20 protein-coding genes and 2 tRNA genes are annotated in these 23,456 nt (G+C 63.0%); 12 read left to right on the top strand and 10 right to left on the bottom strand.

Annotated elements, in window-relative coordinates; translation table 11 throughout:
* Positions 1-249 precede the first annotated feature (249 nt).
* Positions 250-325: transfer RNA gene (locus QRM57_RS14145), tRNA-Lys, on the top strand.
* A gap of 103 nt (positions 326-428) precedes the next feature.
* On the opposite strand, the gene QRM57_RS14140 is transcribed toward QRM57_RS14145, so the two are convergent.
* Positions 429-896 (bottom strand): MarR family winged helix-turn-helix transcriptional regulator, encoded by a 468-nt coding sequence (locus QRM57_RS14140; protein ID WP_284987079.1) that lies wholly within the window; start codon positions 894-896, stop codon positions 429-431.
* A gap of 85 nt (positions 897-981) precedes the next feature.
* Here QRM57_RS14140 and bcp point away from each other — a divergent pair, with 85 nt between their 5' ends.
* The 7 genes from bcp (at position 982) to QRM57_RS14105 (ending at position 10,038) form a co-directional block, all read left to right on the top strand.
* A complete protein-coding gene (gene bcp, locus QRM57_RS14135; protein WP_257369093.1) occupies positions 982-1,455 on the top strand; it encodes a thioredoxin-dependent thiol peroxidase in 474 nt (157 codons plus the stop codon).
* A 53-nt stretch (positions 1,456-1,508) separates the two neighbouring features.
* Positions 1,509-1,590, top strand: a tRNA-Leu gene (locus QRM57_RS14130).
* A gap of 196 nt (positions 1,591-1,786) precedes the next feature.
* Positions 1,787-3,448 (top strand): ABC transporter substrate-binding protein, encoded by a 1,662-nt coding sequence (locus QRM57_RS14125; RefSeq protein WP_257369094.1) that lies wholly within the window; start codon positions 1,787-1,789, stop codon positions 3,446-3,448.
* 79 nt (positions 3,449-3,527) lie between these two features.
* Positions 3,528-5,033 carry a malate:quinone oxidoreductase gene (locus QRM57_RS14120; RefSeq protein ID WP_257369095.1) on the top strand — a complete coding sequence of 502 codons (1,506 nt, stop codon included), beginning with the start codon at positions 3,528-3,530 and terminating at the stop codon, positions 5,031-5,033.
* Positions 5,034-5,100: 67 nt separating this feature from the next.
* On the top strand, positions 5,101-8,310 hold the full coding sequence (locus QRM57_RS14115; RefSeq protein WP_284987078.1) for an efflux RND transporter permease subunit: 3,210 nt from the start codon (positions 5,101-5,103) through the stop codon (positions 8,308-8,310).
* 136 nt (positions 8,311-8,446) lie between these two features.
* Positions 8,447-9,571 carry an LLM class flavin-dependent oxidoreductase gene (locus tag QRM57_RS14110; RefSeq protein WP_284987077.1) on the top strand — a complete coding sequence of 375 codons (1,125 nt, stop codon included), beginning with the start codon at positions 8,447-8,449 and terminating at the stop codon, positions 9,569-9,571.
* On the top strand, positions 9,571-10,038 hold the full coding sequence (locus QRM57_RS14105) for a MarR family winged helix-turn-helix transcriptional regulator (RefSeq protein ID WP_257369097.1): 468 nt from the start codon (positions 9,571-9,573) through the stop codon (positions 10,036-10,038). The genes QRM57_RS14110 and QRM57_RS14105 overlap by 1 nt, the downstream gene beginning before the upstream one ends.
* Here QRM57_RS14105 and QRM57_RS14100 read toward each other — a convergent pair.
* Complete coding sequence (locus tag QRM57_RS14100; protein WP_284987076.1) at positions 10,035-10,841, bottom strand: transglutaminase-like domain-containing protein; 807 nt, start codon at positions 10,839-10,841, stop codon at positions 10,035-10,037. The two genes, QRM57_RS14105 and QRM57_RS14100, sit on opposite strands and share 4 nt — an antisense overlap.
* 69 nt (positions 10,842-10,910) lie before the next feature.
* Positions 10,911-11,762 carry a hypothetical protein gene (locus QRM57_RS14095; RefSeq protein WP_284987075.1) on the bottom strand — a complete coding sequence of 284 codons (852 nt, stop codon included), beginning with the start codon at positions 11,760-11,762 and terminating at the stop codon, positions 10,911-10,913.
* Positions 11,763-11,816: 54 nt separating this feature from the next.
* On the opposite strand from QRM57_RS14095, the gene QRM57_RS14090 reads away from it, so the two are divergent.
* Positions 11,817-12,485: a DUF1684 domain-containing protein gene (locus tag QRM57_RS14090; RefSeq protein ID WP_284987074.1), complete on the top strand. Its 669-nt coding sequence runs from the start codon at positions 11,817-11,819 to the stop codon at positions 12,483-12,485.
* On the opposite strand, the gene QRM57_RS14085 is transcribed toward QRM57_RS14090, so the two are convergent.
* Positions 12,482-13,678: an SLC13 family permease gene (locus QRM57_RS14085; RefSeq protein WP_284987073.1), complete on the bottom strand. Its 1,197-nt coding sequence runs from the start codon at positions 13,676-13,678 to the stop codon at positions 12,482-12,484. The two genes, QRM57_RS14090 and QRM57_RS14085, sit on opposite strands and share 4 nt — an antisense overlap.
* Before the next feature lie 273 nt (positions 13,679-13,951).
* On the opposite strand from QRM57_RS14085, the gene QRM57_RS14080 reads away from it, so the two are divergent.
* Both QRM57_RS14080 and QRM57_RS14075 read left to right on the top strand, forming a co-directional pair.
* Positions 13,952-14,815 carry a fumarylacetoacetate hydrolase family protein gene (locus tag QRM57_RS14080; RefSeq protein ID WP_284987072.1) on the top strand — a complete coding sequence of 288 codons (864 nt, stop codon included), beginning with the start codon at positions 13,952-13,954 and terminating at the stop codon, positions 14,813-14,815.
* A gap of 17 nt (positions 14,816-14,832) precedes the next feature.
* Positions 14,833-15,318 (top strand): GtrA family protein, encoded by a 486-nt coding sequence (locus tag QRM57_RS14075; RefSeq protein ID WP_235521558.1) that lies wholly within the window; start codon positions 14,833-14,835, stop codon positions 15,316-15,318.
* Between the two features lie 9 nt (positions 15,319-15,327).
* Here QRM57_RS14075 and QRM57_RS14070 read toward each other — a convergent pair whose 3' ends face one another.
* The 6 genes from QRM57_RS14070 to QRM57_RS14045 form a co-directional block, all read right to left on the bottom strand.
* A complete protein-coding gene (locus tag QRM57_RS14070) occupies positions 15,328-16,485 on the bottom strand; it encodes a cysteine desulfurase family protein (RefSeq protein ID WP_284987071.1) in 1,158 nt (385 codons plus the stop codon).
* 16 nt (positions 16,486-16,501) lie between these two features.
* Positions 16,502-17,380, bottom strand: coding sequence for a carboxylating nicotinate-nucleotide diphosphorylase (gene nadC / locus QRM57_RS14065; protein WP_284987070.1), 879 nt, complete (start codon positions 17,378-17,380; stop codon positions 16,502-16,504).
* Entirely contained in the window at positions 17,373-19,172 is a 1,800-nt protein-coding gene (locus tag QRM57_RS14060; RefSeq protein WP_284987069.1) for an L-aspartate oxidase, read from the bottom strand. The genes nadC and QRM57_RS14060 overlap by 8 nt, the downstream gene beginning before the upstream one ends.
* A gap of 35 nt (positions 19,173-19,207) precedes the next feature.
* Positions 19,208-20,515, bottom strand: coding sequence for a quinolinate synthase NadA (gene nadA / locus QRM57_RS14055; RefSeq protein WP_257369106.1), 1,308 nt, complete (start codon positions 20,513-20,515; stop codon positions 19,208-19,210).
* A complete protein-coding gene (locus QRM57_RS14050) occupies positions 20,512-21,231 on the bottom strand; it encodes an NUDIX hydrolase (protein WP_257369289.1) in 720 nt (239 codons plus the stop codon). The genes nadA and QRM57_RS14050 overlap by 4 nt, the downstream gene beginning before the upstream one ends.
* A 101-nt stretch (positions 21,232-21,332) precedes the next feature.
* The gene (locus QRM57_RS14045; protein WP_284987068.1) at positions 21,333-21,806 is read right to left on the bottom strand and encodes an Lrp/AsnC family transcriptional regulator; all 474 of its coding nucleotides are present in this window, start codon (positions 21,804-21,806) and stop codon (positions 21,333-21,335) included.
* A 174-nt stretch (positions 21,807-21,980) separates the two neighbouring features.
* On the opposite strand from QRM57_RS14045, the gene QRM57_RS14040 reads away from it, so the two are divergent.
* Positions 21,981-23,363: an amino acid permease gene (locus QRM57_RS14040; protein ID WP_284987067.1), complete on the top strand. Its 1,383-nt coding sequence runs from the start codon at positions 21,981-21,983 to the stop codon at positions 23,361-23,363.
* Positions 23,364-23,456 lie beyond the last annotated feature (93 nt).

Raw genomic sequence — 23,456 nt, 5'->3', positions numbered from 1 at the left:
GAGCAATTGACTCTTAATCAATGGGTTCCGGGTTCGAGTCCCGGGGGGTGCACCATTGGAAAAGGCCTTGGAGATCATTGATCTTCAAGGCCTTTTCTTTTTAAGTATTGGCAAAAGGATCGCAATCCCCGAAGCGGGACGGGTCACCAGGCCGATGGTCATTAGCGCTCAAAAAGTAGTGTAGAGTTATTTGTCGTTGCGGAGGTCAACGAGGAATGCGAATTCTTCGAATTGGTCTTTGTAATTGCTGCACCTCTAGCTCAACTGGCAGAGCAATTGACTCTTAATCAATGGGTTCCGGGTTCGAGTCCCGGGGGGTGCACCACGAAGAAAGGCTCCGGATCGTTATGACGATCCGGAGCCTTTCTGTTTCCCGCACAGGCTGAACCCGGCGAGGGGCGTGTTGTTACAAAGGGGCCGGTACGGGCTCAGCCTTGGGACGGCTCGGCGTCGTCGTCATGGACCTTCTGCTCCGGCGCCGGGATGCCGGCAAGCCCCCGGACCACAATCCTGAGTTCTTCACGCAACCTGGCGGTGTCCACTGCTACGGGCGACAGGACATCCTGTTCGAGCTTCACGGCTTCCGCGAGGGCTGCCGTGCCGGCCTCCGTCAATGTCACCACGTGGCTCCTGCGGTCGGAGTCACTGCGGTGGCGCGTGACGTGACCGTGGAGCTCGAGCCTCGCGAGGGTAGTTCCCATGGTCTGGGCCTTAACCCTTGCAACCTCGGCAAGCGCGGCCTGGGTTATGGCACCCTTGGCGGCAAGCACCTGCATGGCAATGACGCCGGCGTGGGTAAGGCCGATGGACTTCAATTTTTCGTTCCACGAGATTTCCACCAGGCGCGCAGCCGTTGAAAGCAATCGGGTAGTGGGCCATCTCTCCATATCTGGCATGCCGACAGTATATGCGCGCAACAGGCCAGGACGTGCCTTTTCCCCACTAAACTGGTAAATCGCGATCGTTAGCAAGGAGATTATTGTGGCTGAACGACTTATGCCGGGCGACACCGCACCGGACTTCACCCTTCAGGACCAAACCGGCAATAGCGTGGGATTATCGGACTTCCGTGGGCGAAAGACCATCGTCTATTTCTACCCGGCGGCCTCCACGCCCGGGTGCACCAAGGAGGCCTGTGATTTCCGCGACACGCTGGCTTCACTGCAGGCCGCTGGGTACGGGGTGGTTGGCATTTCCCCCGACCCGGTCAAGGACCTGGCCAAGTTCGCGGAAGCGGAGGCCCTGACATTTCCACTGCTCTCGGATGCTGACCACGCGGTGGCCGATGCATACGCTGCCTGGGGAGAGAAGAAGAACTATGGCAAGACCTACATGGGGCTGATCCGTTCCACGGTCGTGGTCGACGAGGACGGAAAAGTGTCGCTGGCGCAGTACAACGTACGGGCCACAGGGCATGTTGCCAAGCTCCGGCGCGATCTGAAACTGGATACGTAGCGGGTACACTGGAGGCCGGTAGATGGCGGCCCAGTGCTGCCAGGCTGCCGCCGGCGCGAGTGGTGAAATTGGCAGACACGCAGGATTTAGGTTCCTGTGCCTTCGGGCGTGGGGGTTCAAGTCCCCCCTTGCGCACAGATGCAGTGAAGAAGCACAGCGGCTTCGGGCCGCAGGAGTGCCCCCTGGCGAGACATCCGGGGGCACTCTCCTCCAGCAGCCGGGGAGCTTCCTGAAGACGCGCTGGGGAGCGCGCTCAGGACGTTCATTTACACTGGAATGCGGTCTGGCCGAAGCCGGCCACAGCACTTCCAACCGGCTTGAGGGGACAACAGTGGCAAGCAGCAAAAGGCGGCGCCTGACCGTACAGTTCGGAGCCGTGGTTGTGGCGCTGGGGCTCTCAGCATGTACTGGATTAACGGGCCCCTCGCCTACCCCAAGCAGCACCACCACCGCTGAGCCCACCGCCACGTTCAACTTCGGAACATCCTCCATGCCGTTGGGCCTTGATCCGGCCTTGACCTCCGATTCCGAGTCCTACCGCATCACACGCCAGGTCCTCGAAGGCCTGGTAGGCGTCGACGGCGAGACCGGGCAGACCACCCCGTTGCTGGCAACGGAATGGAAAGACAGCAACAATGGCCTCAGTTACGATTTCACGCTCCGCTCCCAGGTCACCTTTCACGATGGAACCCCGCTGGATGCGGCCGCTGTCTGCGCCAACTTCGACCGCTGGTTCACCTTCTCCCCGGACCTCCGGAAACAAGCCCCGGGGATTTCCTTCCAGAGCGTCTTCAAGGCGTACTCTGACTCCCCCGTCTTCTCCATCTTCAAGGACTGCAAGGCAGTTTCAGCCAACAACGTCCAGATCAACCTGACGCGTCCCTTCACCGGATTCCTGAAGGCCCTCACGCTGCCGGCATTCGCGATCTCCTCTCCGGCAGCTTTGGCAGCCCAAAAAGCAAACGTCCTGGACCAGGTCCGCAACGGCGAAGCGATCTCCACCTACGCAAGCCACCCTGTAGGAACCGGCCCTTACGAATTCAGCGCCTGGGACGACAAGCACGTCACCCTCAAGAGCTACAGGAACTACTGGGGTAACCGGGGCCAGATAGCCACCATCAACTTCATCCCTTACGACCGCGCCGAGACCCGCCAGCAGGCTTTGCTGGACGGAAAAATCGACGCCTACGACCTCGTGACGTCCGGAACCTTCGACCAATTGGTCAAGAAGGGAGTCCAGATTATCCAGCGGGATCCCTTCTCGGTGATGTACCTCGGTATCAACCAGGCCGTCGCGCCCTTGGACAAGCCGGAGATCCGCCAGGCGATCGAAATGGCCATCGACAAGGAATCGCTGATCCGGAAGTTCTTCATCGACAACACCACGCAGGCGTCACAGTTCGTTCCGCCCAAGCTCAGCGGCTTCAACAACAATGCCCCATCTCTGGGGTACAACCCGGACAAAGCCAAGGACCTGTTGTCCAAGGCGGGCTATAAAGGCGAAGAGTTGAAGTTCTACTATCCGCTGAACGCCACCAGGGCCTATATGCCCACACCGGAGAAGATCTACGCCGAAATCAGCCGTCAACTGGTTGCCGTGGGCTTCAACATCAAGCCTGTGCCCGTGGACTGGGAGGATGGCTACCTCCAGAAGGTGCAGTCACCCGGAGACCGTGCCCTGCACCTGCTCGGCTGGAACGGCTCCTACGCCGATGCCGACAACTTCCTTGGGCCCCTGTTTGGGGAAACCCGCGCCGAGTTCGGATACAGCGATTCGGACGTCTTCCACAGGATCGAGCGGGCACGCGCACTGCCCGACGGCGATGAGCGCAACGCACAGTACCAGGCCATCAACGCTGCCATCGCTGCGTCCGTGCCGGCTGTCCCGATCGCTTTCCCCATCTCAGCGCTGGCTTTGTCCGACAAGGTCGAAAGCTACCCGGCCTCCCCGGTACTCAACGAAGTTTTCACGAACGTCCGGCTAAAGCCTTGACGAGCGGCCGTAATTTCAGTATTAGGACTTCGCGGGGATATTCTGTAGCAGCCAGTGCCGCCGCTAACGGAGATTGATTGTGACCTTCATTTCCAAGACTCAACATGCCGACGTCGTCCTTATTGGCGGCGGAATCATGAGTGCCACCCTGGGTGCGTTCATCAAGCAGCTTGAACCCTCCTGGACCATCTCCATGTTCGAACGACTCGACGAAGTGGGGCTTGAGAGTTCCGGACCATGGAACAACGCAGGCACCGGACACGCCGCGCTGTGTGAGCTCAACTACTCCCCGGCAGCCAAGGACGGCTCCGTGGACCCGTCAAAGGCGCTGCACATCAACGAGCAGTTCCAGCTGTCCCGGCAGTTCTGGTCCCACCTGGTGGACAGCAACGTCATTGGCTCCCCCAAGGGCTTCATCAACACCGTTCCGCACATGAGCTTCGTCATCGGCGATGACCACGCGAACTTCCTGAAGACCCGTTACGAGGCCCTTAAGCCCAACACGCTGTTCCGCAGCATGGAGTACACCGAGGACCAGGCCCAGATCGCCAAGTGGGCGCCCTTGATCGTCAAGGGACGTGACCCCAAGCAGCGCGTCGCCGCCACCCGCGCGGCTGAAGGCACCGACGTCGACTTCGGTGCCCTGACTCGCGAACTGACCGGCTACCTGCAAGCCGCCGGCGCTGAAGTCAACTACGGACACGATGTCACCAACATCAACCGAGCAGCCGGCGGCGGCTGGGACCTTTCCCTCAAGCACGCCAAGTCGGGCGAGCATGGGCGTATCCACGCGAACTTTGTCTTTGTCGGCGCCGGCGGCGGTGCGCTTCACCTGCTCCAGGCCTCCGGCATTCCGGAAAGCAAGGGCTACGGTGGATTCCCGGTCTCGGGCCAGTTCTTCCGCTGCACAGATGACGCCATCACCTCCCAGCACAGCGCGAAGGTCTACGGCCAGGCATCCGTTGGCGCCCCTCCGATGTCCGTCCCCCACCTGGACACCCGGTTCGTGGATGGCAAGCGCTCCCTCCTGTTCGGCCCGTACGCAGGTTTCTCCACGAACTTCCTGAAGACCTCCAGCTACCTGGACCTTCCGCTGTCCATCCGCCCCGGGAACATCATTCCGATGCTGGCAGTGGCCAAGGACAACATGGACCTCACGGCCTACCTCATCAAGGAAGTTGCCAAGCGGCACGAAGCCAAGGTCGAGTCCCTGCGCGAATACTATCCGGAGGCTTCCGGCGGCAATTGGGAACTGATTACTGCCGGCCAGCGTGTGCAGATCATCAAGAAGCACCCGCAAAAGGGCGGCGTGCTCCAGTTCGGCACCGAAGTCATCGCCTCCCGCGATGGATCGATCGGCGCCCTCCTTGGCGCATCCCCGGGAGCTTCCACTGCCGTGCCGATCATGATCGAACTGCTGCAGAAGTCCTTCCCCAAGAACTTCAAGGGCTGGCAGTCCAAGCTCAAGGACATGATGCCGGGTTACGGTGTCAAACTCAACGAGAACCCTGAATTGGCTGCCGAGCTGGAAGCAAGCACCGCACGTTCCTTGCAGCTGGAAGTGGCCAACGCCATCCAAAGCTAGGCCATACCCGGGGCTGCGGCCGGTTCCCGTCAGACGAATCGTTACGTAGACCCTGGGAGTCAATGCAATGTTCCGCCTGGCCAAGCTTTCTCTGGGAAACCGGGCCCTGATCGCGCTGATCACCGTCTTTGCGGCGGTGTTCGGCGTGATCACCATGGGATCGTTGAAACAGGAACTCATTCCTTCGATCGAGTTCCCGCAGATCACCGTGGTGACCTCCATGCCGGGCGCCTCCCCGGAAGTAGTGGACAAGCAGCTCAGCCAGCCGCTTGAGACTGCGCTGAACAGCGTCGAGGGCCTTGAGTCCACTACCTCAACGTCCCGCAACGGCGTTTCCCAGATCACCATGGTGTTCACCTACGGTTCAAATCTGGACCGGGCCAGGAACCAGATTGACCGGGCAATTTCCAACGCCAAGCGGGCGTTGCCCGCCAATGTGGAACCCCAGTCCATCGCCGGGAACATCAGCGATTTCCCGATCGTCTTCCTGGCGGTTTCCTCGGACAAGCCGCTCAGCGAACTCAATGCCGACCTGCTGCGGCTCAGCGTTCCCAGGCTCCAAAAGATCGACGGCGTCCGCGGCGCCGATGTGACCGGTGGCGCGAGCCAGCACATCCTGATCCAGCCCCGGCCGGCCGATCTTGCCAGCACAGGGGCGTCGGTCCAGTCCATCAGCAGCGCGCTGAAGAACAACGGCACCCTGGTCCCCGTGGGCACCATCGAGGACCAGGGCAAGACGTTGTCACTGCAGTTGGGCAGCCCGGTGGACTCCCTGGAGATCATCAAGGGACTTCCCTTGGCTGGCGCCAAGAACGCCGCAACGATTGGCGCTGTAGCCGATGTCAGCATCCAGGATGATGCCGCGACGTCCATCACCCGCACCAACGGTAAACCCACGCTGGCGTTGTCGGTCACCAAGAAACCCGACGGCGATACCGTCGCCATCTCCCATGCCGTGCGGGATGCCATCGGACCCATGCAGGACGAGCTGGGCAACAATGCGGCGTTCACCCCGGTCTTTGACCAGGCTCCGTTCATCGAGAAATCCATCAAGGACCTCACCACCGAGGGCCTCCTTGGCTTGGGCTTTGCCGTGGCCGTCATCCTGGTATTCCTGATGTCCGTGCGGTCCACGCTGGTCACGGCCGTGTCGATCCCGTTGTCGCTGTTGATTACGTTCATCGGCATTTCTGCCACCGGTTATTCGCTGAACATCCTGACGCTTGGCGCACTCACCATCGCGATCGGGCGCGTCGTGGACGATTCCATCGTGGTGATCGAGAACATCAAACGGCACCTCAGCTATGGCGAAGACAAGCTGACGGCAATCCTGACATCCATTCGGGAGGTGGCCGGGGCGATCACCGCGTCGACGCTCACTACCGTGGCAGTGTTCCTGCCCATAGCATTCGTCGGGGACCTTGCCGGAGAGTTGTTCCGCCCCTTCGCTTTGACGGTGACCATCGCTTTGTTGTCGTCGCTGCTGGTCTCGTTGACCATTGTCCCCGTCCTGGCTTACTGGTTCCTGTCTTCCAAAGGCAACGGAGTGGAGGATCGTTCTTCTGCCAGGGAATCCGCGGAAAAGGCTCGGGAAGCGGAGCAGCGAAGCCGCCTCCAACGCGGGTACTTGCCCATTCTTGAAAAGACGCAGAGGCACCCGGTCCTGACGTTGTCCGCGGCGGCAGTCGTCCTCGTTGCTACCATCGCGGTTTCACCGCTGCTGTCCACGGACCTGCTGGGCCGCTCAGGCGAAAACAGCATGACGGTGCGGCAGGTCCTGCCCGCCGGAACTAGCCTCCAAGCCACCAGCGATGAAGCGGCGAAGATCGAGGACGCCCTCAAGGGCATGGACGGCATCAAGGACGTGCAGGTTACGTCGGGGAATGCCCAGACTGGCTTTGCAGCACTGACGTCCACGGGATCCTCGAACTCCACGTTCACGATCGTCACGGACGAGAAGGTGAACCAGGCCAAGCTCCAGGACGCAGTCCGCGCCAAGCTCGAAGGGGCGGCCGGCAAGGTCACCGTTGGATCCCAGCAGGGTGGCTTCGGTACTTCCTCCACGGTGGACATCACCATCAAGGCCGCAAACTCCGCGGACCTTCGGACAGCCAGCGACGCCATGGTCCAGGCAATGACGGGCGTGCCGGGAAGCAGCGAGGTGGCCACCAACCTTGCCTCTACCCAGGCGGTCGTCCAGGTCCGGGTGGACCGTGCCAAGGCCGTAGCTGCCGGGCTGACGGAGGAGCAAGTGGGTGCTTTCCTTGCTTCCACCGTCAGCCCCATCCCCGCCGGCACGGTACGCATAGCCACCAATGACTATCCGGTGCAGATCGGCGAGGGAACCCGCTTTACCAGCATCGCGGCCGTGCGCTCCCTGCAATTGCCGACGGCGCGTGGTCCCGTGGCGCTGGAAAGTATCGCCGCCGTCGAACAGGTGGACACGCCAGTGTCCGTTACCAGCAGCAACGGTCAACGGACCGCGAAAGTGACCGTGACGCCGTCGGGTTCCAACCTTGGCAGCGTCAGCAGCGCAGTCCAGCAGCGGCTGGCTTCTGTCGAATTGCCCGCGGGCGTCACAGCCACGATCGGTGGTGCCACCACGCAGCAGGCTGAATCCTTCCGGCAACTCGGCCTGGCGTTGCTTGCTGCGATCGCGATTGTCTACGTCATCATGGTGGCGGCTTTCAAGTCCCTGATCCAGCCGTTGATTCTGCTGGTTTCGGTCCCCTTCGCCGCCACCGGCGCCGTGGGCCTGCTGCTGCTGACCGGCGTTCCCCTGGGCCTGCCCTCATTGATCGGTATGTTGATGCTGGTCGGCATCGTGGTCACCAACGCGATCGTGCTCATCGACCTCATCAACCAGTACCGCAAGCCACAGGATGGCCGTGCCGGCATGAACGTGGCCGACGCCATCACGCACGGGGCACGCCAACGCCTGCGCCCGATCCTGATGACTGCCCTTGCCACCGTGTTTGCGTTGACTCCCATGGCGCTGGGCCTGACCGGAGGCGGCGGCTTCATCTCGCAGCCCCTGGCCATTGTGGTTATTGGCGGCCTGGTCTCCTCTACCGCACTGACCTTGATCCTGGTTCCGGTGCTCTACAAGCTGGTCGAAGGGCGGCGTGAGGAAAAGCAACTGCTGAAGGACCTTCAGGATAAGCCAACTCCGCATCCCCAAGAGGGCGCGGGCGGAACCGAGGAATTCCAGGACTGGACCACGGGCATGATTCCCCGGGTGAAGGGCCGCCGCGCGGCCCACAATCCCGCGGAGTAACCGCAGACAACCCATCAGGCAGGGCCGGGAACATTTCCCGGCCCTGCCCTGTTACAGACAGCGATACATGCAAATGCATCTAGTTTGAGGTACACTGTTTACAACGCCCGACTACGGGCAGGGAGAAAGGCACATCATGCAGATCGGTGTATTCAGCGTCAGCGACATCACGACTGACCCCACCACGGGCCGCACGCCCACGGAAAACGAGCGCATCAAAGCCTCGGTGGCCATCGCCAAGAAGGTCGAAGAAATCGGCATGGATGTCTACGCCTTGGGCGAGCACCACAACCGCCCCTTCTTCTCCTCCTCCCCCACCACCACCTTGGCCTACATTGCGGCACAGACTGAGCGCATTACGCTCTCAACTGCCACCACCCTGATCACCACCAACGATCCGGTCAAGATCGCTGAAGACTTCGCCATGCTCCAGCACCTCTCCGATGGCCGTGTGGACCTGGTTCTCGGACGGGGCAACACCGCGCCGGTCTACCCTTGGTTCGGGAAGAACATCCAGGACGGCATTGAGCTGGCCATCGAAAACTACAGCCTGCTGCGCAAGCTGTGGGATGAAGATACCGTGAACTGGTCGGGCAAGTTCCGCACCCCGCTGCAGAACTTCACCTCCACGCCGCGGCCGTTGGATGACGTCGCTCCCTTTGTGTGGCACGGCTCCATCAGGACTCCCCAGATCGCAGAAGTTGCCGCCTACTACGGTGACGGGTTCTTCGCCAACAACATTTTCTGGCCGAAGGAGCACTACCAGCAGCTGATCGGCTTGTACCGCGAACGCTACGCACACTACGGCCACGGGACTCCGGAGCAGGCAATCGTGGGCCTGGGCGGTCAGTTCTTCATGAGGAAGAACTCGCAGGATGCGGTCAAGGAATTCCGGCCGTACTTCGACAACGCTCCGGTCTACGGCCACGGACCGTCCTTGGAGGACTTCACCTCCCAGACGCCGTTGACCGTGGGCAGCCCGCAGGAAGTGATCGAAAAGACGCTCACGTTCCGCGAAGCATTCGGGGACTACCAGCGCCAGCTGTTCCTGATCGACCACGCCGGCCTTCCGCTGAAGACCGTACTGGAGCAGTTGGACCTCTTCGGTGAAGAGGTGCTGCCGGTCCTCCGCAAGGAGTACGCGGCCATGAAGCCGGCCAATGTACCCGACGCACCCACGCACGCTTCCCGTGTTGCGGCAGCGCTGGAGGCCAAGGTCAGCGAGTCCGCTGCTGCCGGGGTCGCGGGTCAGGACGCCTGATGTCCGCCCCAACAGGCACTGCGTCTTCCGCTGTTCGCCTCGCCGCAGAAACCTGGGAGTCGTTGTTCCGCTCCCAGGTGGCGGTGATGCGGAAGCTTCAGTCCGGACCGGCCTTCAAGACGCTCCCCGTCAAGGAGTACGACGTCCTGTTCACGCTGTCCAGGTGCCCGTCAGGGCAGCTTCGCCTCAACGAGATCAACGACAAGGTCCTGCTGAGCCAATCCAGCTTGAGCCGTTTGGTTGACCGTTTGGAGAAGCGTGGTTTGGTGGAGCGGACCGCAGCGCCCGACGACGGCCGTGGGGTCCTGCTCTCACTCACCGAATCAGGGCGCGAGTTACAGAAAACCATCGGCCGGGAGCATGTGCGCGACATAGCCAACCTGGTGGCTCCCGCGCTAACGCCGGAGGAGCAACGCGAGTTGTTGCGGCTGACCGAAAAGCTCAGGGCTTCGGTAGCGGGCCACTAGCGCAGGCTGACAAGCTCCCGGGGGTTCTCCTCCGGGAGCGTCCCGTTAACGGATGCGCTGACTTTGAGTGTCTTCAAGGACAGGCTGCCGCCCACCGTGGACAGGAACGCCGTGTCCGAGGAGTCGCGTCCCGCGGTGATGCGCAGCATGGATCCGCGCGGTGCCAGGCCAGTGGGGTCGATGACGTGCCAGGCACCGTCGATGAAGGCCTCAGCCACCGCATGGAAATCCATGGGGCTCAGGCCGGGTGCATAGACAGCTGCCAAGCGCGCCGGAACATCCTTGGATCGCAGCAGGGCGATGGCCAGATGGGCAAAGTCCCGGCAAACACCCTTGCGGTGGAGCAGGGTCTCCACTGCCCCGTCGGTTCCCCGTGATGAGCCACTGACGTAGCGCAGCTCACCGTTGACCCAATCGCGGACGGCCTGGAGCAGTTCCGCGCCGTGCAGTCCGCCGAACTCGGCGTAGGAGGTCGGCAGCAGCCTGTCAGACTCCGCGTATCGGCTGGGCCTGACGTACCTGATCAGTTCCATGGGATCCGAGGTAGCGGGCTGCCCTACGCCGAGGACAGTGGCCCGGTAATCCACCGTGACTTCCGTGGGTTCATCGAATTCCAGGTAGTGGAAGCGGCCCCCGTGGTGGTCGCTGAGTTCGGCATACGGAACCTCGTTGCCTGCGGCGGTAATGGAGAGACTCTCCGTGACCGAGTCGTAGCCTGCGTTGTTGGCAACGGCAATGGCCATGGCCACTTTCGTGATGGGTGCGGTCTTGAAAACGAGCGTGGCGGCTACGTTGCGTTCCATTAATCTCCGGAGTGGGTTGCGGCAGGCAGGCCCGTGCCGCCGTTTGCGTGAATCAGCCAAATCGCTGGGCTACAAATTGACCTTCAGTGACAGTAGCATCCGCTGGACGTTCGCAAAATCGGAGCCGTGGACTGCGTATTTGGCGGCCAGGTCCAAGGTATCGAATGCCTTGGCGGGAGCCACTTTCTCGTCTGCGGCAAACGCATGGATGGCTGGAACGTCCGCGAAGGAATAATCGCCCTTGCCGGCCGGCCCCTGGACCCGGTTCCGGAGTTCGCAGGACTGCCCGTCACTTCCTGCCACCACATTGGTGACGCCATAGGATCCAAAGAACTTGTAGCCCTGGATCACGCGGAAAACAACCCTGGGATCGATGGTTTCGGGACCTTCGGAATGCGGGAGGTCCAAGGGAACGCTGCTGATCACCACGTAGGGTCGCGACTGCCCGGCAGGGCAGGCAGAGGGGGCCTGTGCCGGCAGGCCCGTCTGGAGTGTAGCGACGTACTTCCCGGCCCCGTCCTTCACCTCGACCTTCACCGCGCCTGGCAGGGACCCTGCCTCCGGCGTGAGGGACTGGGCTATCCAATCTTCGGGCAACTCGAAGCTGACCGTCTTCGCGGGGTCGGTAAAGGTCTTCCAGGACAACGCTGTCGCCACGGGGCTGGCCGCTGCGCTGGGCGATTCACCCTGACCAGCCGACACGGAAGGCGAGCTGGACGCGGACTCGGCAGCCGTCGTCGTGCTCTCCGGCGTTGCTGTCCCGGATTCCGAGCTGTTGGGTTTGGAACTGATGGTGGGGCTGACCTGCGGGCCCTTGTTGTCGGCCGAACAGGCAACGCCAGCCAAAAGAACGCCGCATGCCAGTACTGCCGCGGCAACAGGCCGGATTGCCGGCCGGGTCGGGATCATCAAGCCCTTCATGGTCCCAGCCTATCGGCGGGGATAGTGCGACACGCACAGGGCTAGGCTGATGGTATGTCTCCTGACCAGTACGACGAATTTGAGGACACCCTGCCCACCATGTCGGCGGTCGATATTGCCGACTGGCGGTTGCGGACCTTCGCCCTGTACGACAAGGTACGGCAACTCGCAGCCACCAACCCGTTCGACGCCCATGTGTTCTGGCGCCAGGAACGGGATCTGATGTTCGCCACGCACCCGGCGTCGGCGCTCACTGCGGACATGAAGGCGCGCTTTTCCGGATTGCGAACCGCCGACTACGACCCCTCCTTCCGGATGTACGCTGCGCTCTCGCCTGAAGGTACCGGCCAGGAGATGAACGTCGAAACGGGCACGGACGGCGTGGTGCCCTTCACCCGTATCGGCACCTTCGAACTTCCCGGGCTCGGTTCCCTGGCCGTATGGCGGCTGAGGACCTACGGCGGAGGAATATTCGTTCCCTTCCGTGACGCCACCGCCGGGAAACCAGGCGGAAGTTACGGTGCTGGCAGGTACCTGTTGGATACGGTCAAGGGATCCTTCCACGGAACGAGGGGCTCTGGAGGGGAGCAGGAGTTTATTCTCGACTTCAACTTCGCCTATAACCCGTCCTGCGCCTACAACGAAGCCTGGGCGTGCCCGCTGGCAGGACCGGCCAACCGGCTGGCCGCGGACATTCCAGTAGGAGAACTGTATCTGGGCTAGCCAAAAAGCCCGCCCGGGCTTACCCCGGCGAGCGCAGCCACCGCCGCGACGATGGTTAAGGGGGCCACGATCAGGCCGAGCAGTGCATACCCTTTCCATTTGACCAGTACGTTCATGCGGACCAGCCGATCGTGCCACAGGAGGGTGGCCAACGACGCCCACGGCGCCACCAGCGGTCCGGCGTTGACGCCCACCAGCAACGCGGCCATCCTTTCCGGGGTTCCGGCCAGGGGCTCGGCCAGCAGGTAGGCGGGCAGGTTATTGACGACGTTGGAACCCAGGGCACCTGTCATGGCCAACCGCAACAGTTCAATGAAGCCATTGCCTTCGCCCGCTGCTTGCCCCAGCAGCGCTGATGCGCCAATGTACTGGGCGGCCTCCACCACCAGGAACAGCCCGCAGGTAAACAGCAGCAACGACCACGGGATCAGGGTTATCGTCAGCACCTTGGGTCGCCGGACGGCGAACGCCACTACCAGGATCGCGGCCGCTGCAGTTGCGGGAATCCAGATAGCCACGCCGGAAACCAGCGCCGGCAAGAGAAGTACCAGCACAATTGCGCTGACCAGCAGCAGGGTCTTGTCCTGCGACGCTTTGGACTGGGCCAGGACTGCCGGCCTTGTGGAATCCCGCGCATAGGTCCTGCGCAGATCGCGCCTGAAGACGATTGCTATGAAAGCCAAGGGGACCACAACCGCGGCCAATGACGGCACCCACATCAGCTGGGCAAACTGTGCCGGGCTGATTCCGCCCAGGTTGTGTTGCGCCAGGAGGTTGGTCAGGTTGGAGATGGGAAGCAAGAGGCTGGCCGTGTTCGCCAGCCAGACCGTAGTCAGGGCGAAGGGCAGGACAGGGAGGCCCGCCTGGCGTGCGACAGTGACAACCACCGGAGTGAGGAGCACGGCCGTGGTGTCCAGGGAGAGGAAGACTGTGCTGAGGGTGGCGAACAGGGCCAGCAGCAACCACAACAGGACTGCCCGGCCACGTCCCCACCCGCGCAAATGCCGGGCGATCCATTGGAAGGCACCGCCTTCGCTGACGAGCTCGGTCACCACCGTCATGGCCACGACGAAGGCCAGGATCGGGGCCACCCTGTCCACCAGCACCGTTACTTCGTGCCACGGGAGGATACCTGTCGCAACAGTGACCCCGCCCGCCACAAGGAGGATCAAACCAATTATCGCCAGACGCATGGAACGGATTCTAAGCCCGCGTTCTGTGTTCTTCCTGCGCGGCACGGCCCCACAGCCGCCTCGGGCCCGTCAACCTCGACGGGCCCGAGTACTTCGCCCACACCGAGCGGACCGAGAACCTGGCCTGCAGCGACGGTCCGGACGTCAAAGTCTGGCTCAGCTGCTCACCGGATGAGCGTTGCCAGGCCCGCTCTGCGCGGATCGGATGGGATATGGGGCGTCAACCAGGCCTCACAACGCAGTGGACCTTCACAGAGGACGTAGGATGTCTTCATGACATCACGCCTTCCCCGTCGTATCGCCCGTGTTCGCCCTGTTGCCGCAGAATCCTCCACGGGCCAGGCTCCCGACGAACAATTCTTCGTGGCCAACGATGCCGCTGACTTCGACTCCGCTGAGGGCAGGACGTGGACGATCATCGACTCGCCGTTCCCTGCATCGCGGGCCAATGCGTCCAACTCCTGCCGCGAAGGGTGGGAATTGGGCACCGAGGTCAGTGAAGACAGCTTCCATTTCCTGGCGCCATCTGTACCGGTCAATGTCTTCGGGATGGCCCACAACACCGGCCAACCAGGCCGCGACCTGCCGCCCCAGGCATTCCACAAAGCGGCGTCCAGCGTGATCGGCCCGGGCGAGGCGATCCAGCTGGGCTCGACGGTGGGCCACGTGGACCCCGAAGCCGAGTTGACCGTCGTCGTGGGCCGTAAGGCGCGGGGCCTGACCCTCGAAACGGCGAGATCGGCAATCCTGGGCTACACCATCGGCAATGATGTCTCTGCCCGCGAGCTCCAGAAATCTGACGAACTGTGGATCAGCGCCAAGAGCCAGGACACCTTCACCCCGGCTGGCCCCTGGATCGTCACGGAGCTGGACGACTCAGCCCTCTCCATCGGTATTGTCCACAACGGCACCGAGCTGAAGACCGCCAGTTCGGCGGACCTCGGCTGGAAAGTGGATGAGATCCTGGTTTACCTGACCTCGTTCATGACCCTGCAACCCGGCGACCTTGTGCTCACGGGATTCCCGGCAGAGTCCGCGCGCATCCATCCCGGGGACACGGTGGTGTGCCGAGTGGAAGGCATCGGCGAACTCCACAACCCCGTCACCGGCGCATCCTGGGAGGAGCACCCGGCTTAGTGTGTCAGGCTTAACCCATGGAGATCGCCGCGGAAGCCACTGAGCTTCGCTCCTCTCCCCCACGCAAGCCGCCCAAAAAGCGGCATCGCGGCGTCCTGAAGTACCCGGTGGTGCGCCAACTGGTGCGATTCACGGGCGTCGGTATCGTATGCACAGCCAGTTCGTTGGCCCTTTATGCGTTGCTGCGTCCCGTGATTGACCCACAACTGGCCAACGCTGTTGCCCTGATCGTGACGTCCTTGATGAACACTGCGTTGAACCGGCGGCTCACCTTCAAGATCACAGGCAAAAAGAAGCGGGCCAAGGACCACCTCAGCGGCGCCATCGTCATCGGCATTGCGCTGATCATCACGGGCGGCAGCTTGGGGCTTCTGCATCTGTTCAAGCCCGGAGCCACAGTAACCGAGGAGCTCTGGACCACCACATTGTCCGGGTTCGTGGCCACGGCAGTTCGTTTCACCCTGCTGCGGCACTGGATTTTCCGGCGCGCCCGCCATGTGTAGCCGGGCCGGCTACTGAGGGGCCAGCTTACGGACACGTCCGACGGCGGCTTCCACGGCTGCGGCGGCCTGCTCCAGTTCGGCGTCCGTAACAGCTGACGTGAAGCTGAAGCGCACGGCGGTTTGCGCAGTTTCGGGGGCAATGCCGAGGGCCAGCAGAACGGGCGACGGCGCATCGGAACCGGCCGCGCACGCCGAGCCACTGGAGCACACCACACCCAGCCGCTCAAGCTCGAGCAGCACCGATTCGCCGCTGGTTCCCGGGAAGCAGAACGACGCAACCGAGGGCAACCGCAGGCTTCGGTGGCCTGTGAGCATGGAGTCGGGCACGGCCTGAAGTACCCGGTTGATGAACCCGTCGCGCAGCACCGACACCCTGGCTGCCTGTTCCTGCTGCTCGGCGTGCGAGAGCCTCAGTGCTGTGGACAGGGCAACGGCCCCGGCCACGTTTTCGGTGCCCGAACGCCTGCCCCGTTCCTGGCCTCCGCCATGGACCAGGGGCTCAACCCGCAAGCGACCCCTGGTGAACAGCACGCCGGATCCCTTGGGTGCTCCCAGCTTGTGCCCTGAGATACTCATCGCGTCCACGCCGAGGGCCTTGACGTCCACGGGGAGCCACCCTGCAGCCTGCACGGCGTCCGTATGGAACGGCACGTTGTACTCCCTGGCCACGGCAGCAAGTTCGGCGACCGGTTGGACGGTCCCGATCTCGTTGTTCGCATACATGATGCTCACCAGGGCGGTGTCCGGACGCAGCACTGCCCGCAGCGCCGCCACAGTGACCATTCCTTGGCTATCGACCGGGACGACATCGACGTCGAAACCGTGTACGCGCTGGAGGTAGCGGGCCGATTCTTCAACAGCCGGGTGTTCGATCGCGCTGATGACCACACGGCTCAGCGACGGATCCGTCGCCCGCCTGGCCAAGGCAATGCCCTTGACTGCCAGGTTGTCCGCTTCTGTTCCTCCCGAGGTGAACGTCACCTCGCCGGCGCGGCAGTTCAATACCTTCGCGACGCCGGTGCGGGCCTCTGCGAGCGCAGTGGCAGCGGCCTCGCCCAGGCTGTGATGGCTGGAGGGGTTGCCGAACTCGCCGCTCAGGTACGGCCACATGGCATCCAGGGCTTCGCGACGGATCGGAGTGGTGGCTGCGGCATCGAGGAAGATCATGGGAATGACGTTGTTCCTAGGGCTGGGATGTGGTGAGTTCGATGTCGAGGCCCAGGTCCAAAGCGTTCACGCTGTGGGTCAGTGCGCCGACGGAAATGACATCCACGCCGGCCGCTGCGATCCCGGTGACGGTGTTGATGTTCACGTTGCCGCTGGCTTCGACGATGGCACGGCCGTCCACCTGCTTGACACCGGCGCGGAGTTCTTCAACGGAGAAGTTATCCAGCATGATGGTGTCAACGCCGGCCGCCAGTACAGGTTCGATCTGTTCGGCGCTGTCCACTTCGACTTCGAAATGCGTGGTGTGGCCCAGCTGGGCCTTGGCCGCCGCCAACAACTCGGTGAGTTTGGTGGTGTCACCGCCTGTCATGACGGCCAGGTGGTTGTCCTTGGCCAGGACAGCATCGGAGAGGCTGTACCGGTGGTTCGCTCCTCCGCCACAACGCACGGCGTAGCGTTCGAGCACCCGAAGTCCGGGAGTGGTTTTCCGCGTATCCGTAATACGGGCGCGGGTGCCTTCAACCAGCCTGACGAACTCGGCCGTCTTGGTGGCTATCGCGCTCATTCGCTGCACCAGGTTGAGCCCTACGCGTTCAGCCAGCAGCACCGAGCGGGCGCTGCCGCTGACCCGAGCAAGGTGCGTGCCGGCGTCGAACGCTTCACCGTCGGCGAGCAGCAGCTCAACGTCGGTGTCCGGGTCCACCAGCTTCATAGCGTCGCGGAATACCGTGCCACCGCTGAACACGCCAGGAACGCGCGCGTTCAGCACGGCCGTGGCCCTGGCCTCAGCAGGAATCAGCAGGTGGGAGGTGATGTCGCCGCTCGGCGCGTCCTCCGCGAACGCCCGTTCAAGAATGTCCCGGACTGGGGCTGCGGGGAGGGTCAGGTTAGTCATGGACGAGGCTCGCTTTCCGGCTCATGGTGTAAGTCTGGTCAAAATGTTCGACGGCGGCCGGTTCGGTCACGCTGTCGCTGCGGTAGTGCGCCCCCAGGGACCCACGCCGCTTCCGGGCAGCCTGCACCAGCAACTGCCCGGCGAGCAGCAGGTTCGCATCCTCATGCTCCCGCACCTCAAGGGAGTCAGGAACAGTGAACGGAAGAACGTCGCCCTCCCACTCACCAAGGGCCGCGGCAGCCTCAGCCAACAAGACCCCGTTGCGCAGGACCCCGGCCTTGGCTGTCATGAGTTTCTGGAGCGCACTCCGGGAGAACGCGGAGGAGCGGTCGTGAGCAAGCGGAGACGGGAGGGGCTCAGCACCAAGCGGCACCGGAGGCCCCGACAGCGCCGTTGTCGCGTGAACGTCCGAACCGGCCGCCGAGCCTGCGAGGCGAGCGCCGGTACGAGGCGTGAGCGCAGGCGCCAAGGGGCCTGCGGCGTCGCGGCCACCAGCGTCAGCCGACCCAATGAACGCACACACAGCCCGCCGCCCGAAGACCAGGCCTTCAAGCAACGAATTACTGGCCAAGCGGTTGGCACCCTGCACACCGGTACAAGCAACTTCACCGGCAGCGAGCAACCCGGGAACAGAGCTCCGGCCGTGCAGGTCGGTCACCACCCCACCCATCCAGTAGTGCGCGGCCGGTGCTACGGGAACGGGCTCCCGGGTCCAGTCGACCCCGGCTTGGCGGGTGTGTTTGCTGAGGGTCGGGAATCGCTTTTCCAGAAATCCCTGCCCTCGTGCCTCTTCGACCACGGTGGCGTCCAGGAAGACGTGGCCGTTGGGGTCGTTGAGTTTTGCCAGGTGCAGGGCGATGCTGCGTGAGACCACGTCCCTGGGGGCGAGTTCGGCATCGGGATGGTAGTCGGGCATGAAGCGGTGGCCAGTGGCGTCCACCAGGGTGGCCCCTTCACCGCGGACTGCTTCGGAGATCAGCAAAGGGGCGGTGCTGCTCTGGCTGCCCGATGAGTCCCAGCCGATGCCGGCACGGACCATGCACGTGGGGTGGAATTGGAAGAACTCCAGATCGGACACAGCAGCGCCGGCGCGCCACGCCAGCGCCAGTCCGTCAGCCGTGGCCACGGAAGGATTGGTGGTCTGCGCGAACAGCTGCCCAGCGCCTCCTGTGGCGAGCAGTACGGCGTCGCCCTGGATGCTGTGGTGGCGTCCGTCCTGGATGTAATCGGCACCCGAGATGCGAACCTCGCCAGCGAAGCCGACGCCCTGAGTCAGGGACGTGACAAACGCGTGGCCGATCACCTGGATCCTGCCGGCGGCCTGGAAGTCCAGGACAGTCCGGATCAGTGCGGCGGCAACCCCGGCCCCGGTGGCGTCGCCGCCTGCGTGAAGGATGCGTGGCGCTGAGTGGGCGGCTTCCAGGCCCAGGGCGGGGTCGCCGTCGTCGTCAACGTCGAAGCGGACCCCGAACCGTTCCAGCCCGGCGATGTCCAGCCTTGCCTCGGTGCACAGCACCCGCACGGCTTCTTCGTTGCAGTGCCCGGCGCCCGCTTTGAGGGTGTCAGCGATGTGGGCGGCGACCGTATCCCCGGGCGCCGGCTCGTCCAGGACCGCTGAGATGCCACCTTGGGCGTAATAGGTGTTGCTGTCCGCAAGGCCCCCCTTGGTCAGCAACACCACCTCAGCGCCCGCTTCCGCGGCCAGCAACGCGGAGTACAGTCCCGCGATACCGCTTCCGACGACGATCAGCCGCTTGGGCCGGGGCCCTCCAGCAACGCTCTCTGTGGTCATGCGAGGCTCTCTTCAGCTAGGGGTAATGCCTGGTGCTAGGCAGGCTTGGCGGCCAGCATGCGTTCCAGGGCAACTTTTGCGTTGTCCTGTACGGCGTCGTCCACAGTGATGCGGTTGACGATGCGTCCTTCGACGAGTTCCTCCAGTACCCAGGCGAGGTAGCCGGGGTGGATGCGGTACATGGTGGAACACGGGCAAATGACGGGGTCGAGGCAGAAGATGGTGTGCTGCGGGTTTTCCGCGGCAAGCCTGTTGACCATGTTGATTTCTGTGCCGATGGCGAACGTGGTGGGTTCGGTGGCGGCGGCTATGGCCTTCTTGATGAAGTCGGTGGACCCGGCGGAGTCAGCTGCGTCCACTACCTCCATGGGGCATTCGGGGTGCACGATCACGTTGACGCCCGGGAAGTCCTGGCGGGCTTTCTCGATCTGGCCTACGTTGAACCGCTTGTGCACCGAGCAGAAACCGTGCCAGAGGATCACCCGGGAATCGAGCAGTGCCTGCTCATCGTTGCCGCCGAGTTCCTTGCGCGGGTTCCACATGGGCATCTGCTCCAACGGGACGCCAAGGGCTTTGGCTGTGTTGCGCCCGAGGTGCTGATCGGGGAAGAAGAGGACGCGCTGTCCGCGTTCGAAAGCCCATTCCAGGACCACTTTGGCGTTGGAGGACGTGCAGACAATACCGCCGTTCCGGCCACAGAAGGCCTTGAGCGCGGCAGAGGAATTCATGTAGGTGACGGGGATGACCGGTACCCGGCCGTCAGCATCCGGCTCTGTGCCGAAGATTTCCTCCAGCTGCTCCCAGCATTCCTCCACGGAGTCCTCATCTGCCATGTCTGCCATGGAGCAGCCGGCGGCGAGGTTGGGCAGGATGACGGCCTGCTCGGGTGTGGAGAGGATGTCCGCAGTCTCGGCCATGAAATGGACCCCGCAGAAGATGATGGCTTCGGCATCGGGCTTGGTCAGCGCGGCGTTGGCCAGTTGGAAGGAGTCGCCCACAAAGTCCGCGTACTGGATGACTTCGTCGCGCTGGTAGAAGTGGCCAAGGATGACCGCCCGGTCCCCGAGCGTGGCCTTGGCGGCCCGGATGCGGGCGTCAAGTTCGGCGTCGGAGGCTTTCTTGTACTCTTCCGGCAGCTGGCCCTGGCGTGGCGTGGCCTTGGGCGCGACATCATTGCTGGAGGCACCCGGGCCGTAGGCCGGCTCGCCTGCGAGTGCCTCGGCAAGGTCGTATTCCCATGGGCCCCTGGCCAATGCCGGGCTGCACGTGGACCCTGCGCGGGAGAGGCCTTCCTCGGCTTCTTCGCGAGTGATCAGTTGGACGGCAGTGTTGACGCTGCTCATGGTGTACTCCTGTTATCTGGCCCGAGGCCGGGCGTGCCGGTGAAGCGGTAGAGGCGTGGCGGACGGTGTTTTCCGCCTTGCAGGTATTCACCGGTTTCTTCGATCTCCGGTGTGGCTTTGATGTGTCGGCGGAAGTTGGCGGGATCCAGCTGGCGGTCCAGCACGGCTTCGTAGACTTCCCGGACCTGGGCGAGGGTGAAGAACTCTCCCAGCAGGTGGTAGGCAATGGACCCGTAGGCCATCTTGTTCCGAAGCCGCCACAGCGCGTAGTCCACGATGGCGTTGTGGTCGAATGCCAGCTCGCCGAGTTTGTCGGCACGGAACCACCGGACATTCTCCGACTCGTCCGCCAGTGCGGCCTCGGTGGGTTGCACCAAGGCCCAATACACGATGGACACGACGCGCTGGGTCGGTGATCGATGGAGTCCGCCAAAGGCGTAGAGCTGCTCAAGGTAATGCGGGGTTAGTCCCGTGGTGTCCCGCAGGTTCCGGGAGGCTGCATCCTGCAGGGACTCATCATGCGCCAGAGGGCCGCCGGGCAATGCCCACATGTCCCTGTACGGTTCACGGATCCGGCGGACGAGCGGCAACCACAGTGTGGGGCGGCCGGATGTCTCGCTGGGACGGAGGGCGAAAATCACCGTTGAGATAGCCAACGACGGCGGCGCGAGCCGCCGTTCGGCGACATTGGCTGAGCTGGTGTTCACGGCGTTCACCTCGCTTCGTCGCCGCGCGATCCTGATCGGATCCTAGTTAAAGTCATATTGACTAGAACTAATGGTACGACTCAATCCGCCGTCCCGCAAAATGCTTTGCGTCACACTGAATTGGCCGCCGCCTCCATCAGGGGAAGGGTCCGTCCCTGAATGTGGCTGTTCAGCACAATGACCGAGGAACAGCGGACCACCGACTTCGTGGCGATCATGGCATCGAGCACCCTCTGCATGTCGGGATTGGACCTCGCGGCTATGCGGACCATAAGGTCCGAGTTCCCCGTGACCGTGTGGACCTCGATGATCTCCGGAATCGCGCCCAGGCTTTCGATGATCGCGTCGTGGCCGATTTCCTGCGTGATGGTCACCGAACAGAAGGCCACTACGGGGAACCCGAAGTTTGCCGGATCCGGCTGCGGCACCCAGGAACCTATGACCCCGCTTTCGATCATTCGGTCGATCCGGGACTGCACCGTAGCCCTCGCGACCTTCAGCACCCGCGACGCTTCCAGCACCGAAGATCGCGGCGAATCGGTGAAGAAACGTACAATTTTTGCATCTAGCGCATCGACCAGCATCAAAGTTCCTGTCCCCTGGGTTTCATACCCATCACATCGCCACGGCAAAAAGTGATGTATCTTACAAACTGCGAGAATTATTCCACGGCTCTTGCTGCGTCGTCGACGCCCGCGTGCCAAGCCTATGAAGCCGGCACGCCAAACCAGCATGAAATCCATAGAAGGTAGACACGTATGACAACGAAGTCCATCGCGGCTCCTGCATCAACGGGCGGCCTCGGCCACTCACTCAAACCGCGCCAGCTGACCATGATGGGACTGGGCAGCGCCATCGGCGCCGGCCTCTTCCTTGGGTCAGGGGCGGGAGTTCAGGCCGCCGGGCCGGCTGTCCTGATTTCCTACCTCGTTGCCGGAACGCTCATCATCCTCGTCATGTGGGCGCTGGGTGAGATGGCAGCCGCGAACCCCAACAGCGGGGCATTCTCGGTCTACGCCGAAAAGGCCCTCGGCAAAACGGCCGGCAGCACCATCGGCTGGCTCTGGTGGCTCCAGCTCGTGGTGGTCATCGCCGCGGAAGCCCTCGGGGCGGCAGGGTTGCTGTTCTCCGTCTGGCCAGTCATCCCGGTATGGATACTGGCCCTGGTCTTCATGGTGGCCTTCACCGGGATCAACCTCGTAGGCGTCCGCAACTTCGGCGAGTTCGAATTCTGGTTCGCCATCCTCAAAGTCGCCGCGATTGTCATCTTCCTGCTCATCGGCGCAGCGCTGCTGTTTGGATGGCTGCCTAACGTCCCCTCACCGGGCCTCTCTGCGTTCGGGAATTTCGCTCCCCACGGTATTGGTGGCATTGCCGCCGCACTGTTCGTAGTGATCTTCGCCTTCGGTGGAACCGAGATTGTCAGCGTTGCCGCCGCGGAAACCGAAAACCCCGCCCACAGCGTCGGCAAGGCGATCCGCACTGTCGTATGGCGCATCCTTGTCTTCTATATCGGTTCGGTCTTCGTCATCGCAGCCGTTCTCCCCGTGGGTTCAGATGGCCTGAAGTCCCCGTTCGCCGGAGTCCTGGACCTCGCAGGAATTCCCGGCGCCGGCGCAGCAATCACCCTGGTAGCTGTTGTCGCGTTGCTCTCGGCACTGAACGCCAACCTCTACGGCGCCTCGCGGATGATCTTCTCCCTCTCCGAGCGCGGGGAAGCCCCCCGGCTCCTCTCCCGCCTGAGCGCTTCCAAGGTTCCGGTTGCCGCCGTCGGCGTTTCAGTTGCCTTCGGCTTCATCGCAACCATCCTGGAACTGCTGTTCCCGGACAAGATCCTGCCGGCGCTCCTGAACCTGGTCGGCTCCACCTGCCTGGTGGTCTGGGGCACCGCACTGGTGTCCCAGTTCATCCTGCGCCGCAGGGCGGACCGGGAGGGGACCGAATTGCCGCTTCGGATGAAAGGCTTCCCCTACCTCACCATCGTTGGCCTGGTCCTGCTGGGCATCATCCTTGTGGTGGGCTTTGCCAATCCCGAAAGCGCCGGCCAGCTGGTGGGCACCTTCCTGCTGATCCTGGCCATTGCTGCCGGCTGCTTCCTCAACGCGAGGGCAAAAGCCGCCAAGGACGCAGCGAGCGCCTAAAAGCCTCCTGCTAGCAAGCATCCAGAAGCCCTGCACAGTTTGTACTGTGCAGGGCTTCGTTGTGTGCCCAAATTGTACAAAGTGCTCCGTTTG

It is taken from the genome of Arthrobacter sp. fls2-241-R2A-172 (assembly GCF_030208885.1).
Classification (GTDB): Bacteria; Actinomycetota; Actinomycetes; order Actinomycetales; family Micrococcaceae; genus Arthrobacter.
Note: the sequence above shows the minus strand (reverse complement) of the source record. Positions and strands in the feature narration are given on the sequence as shown.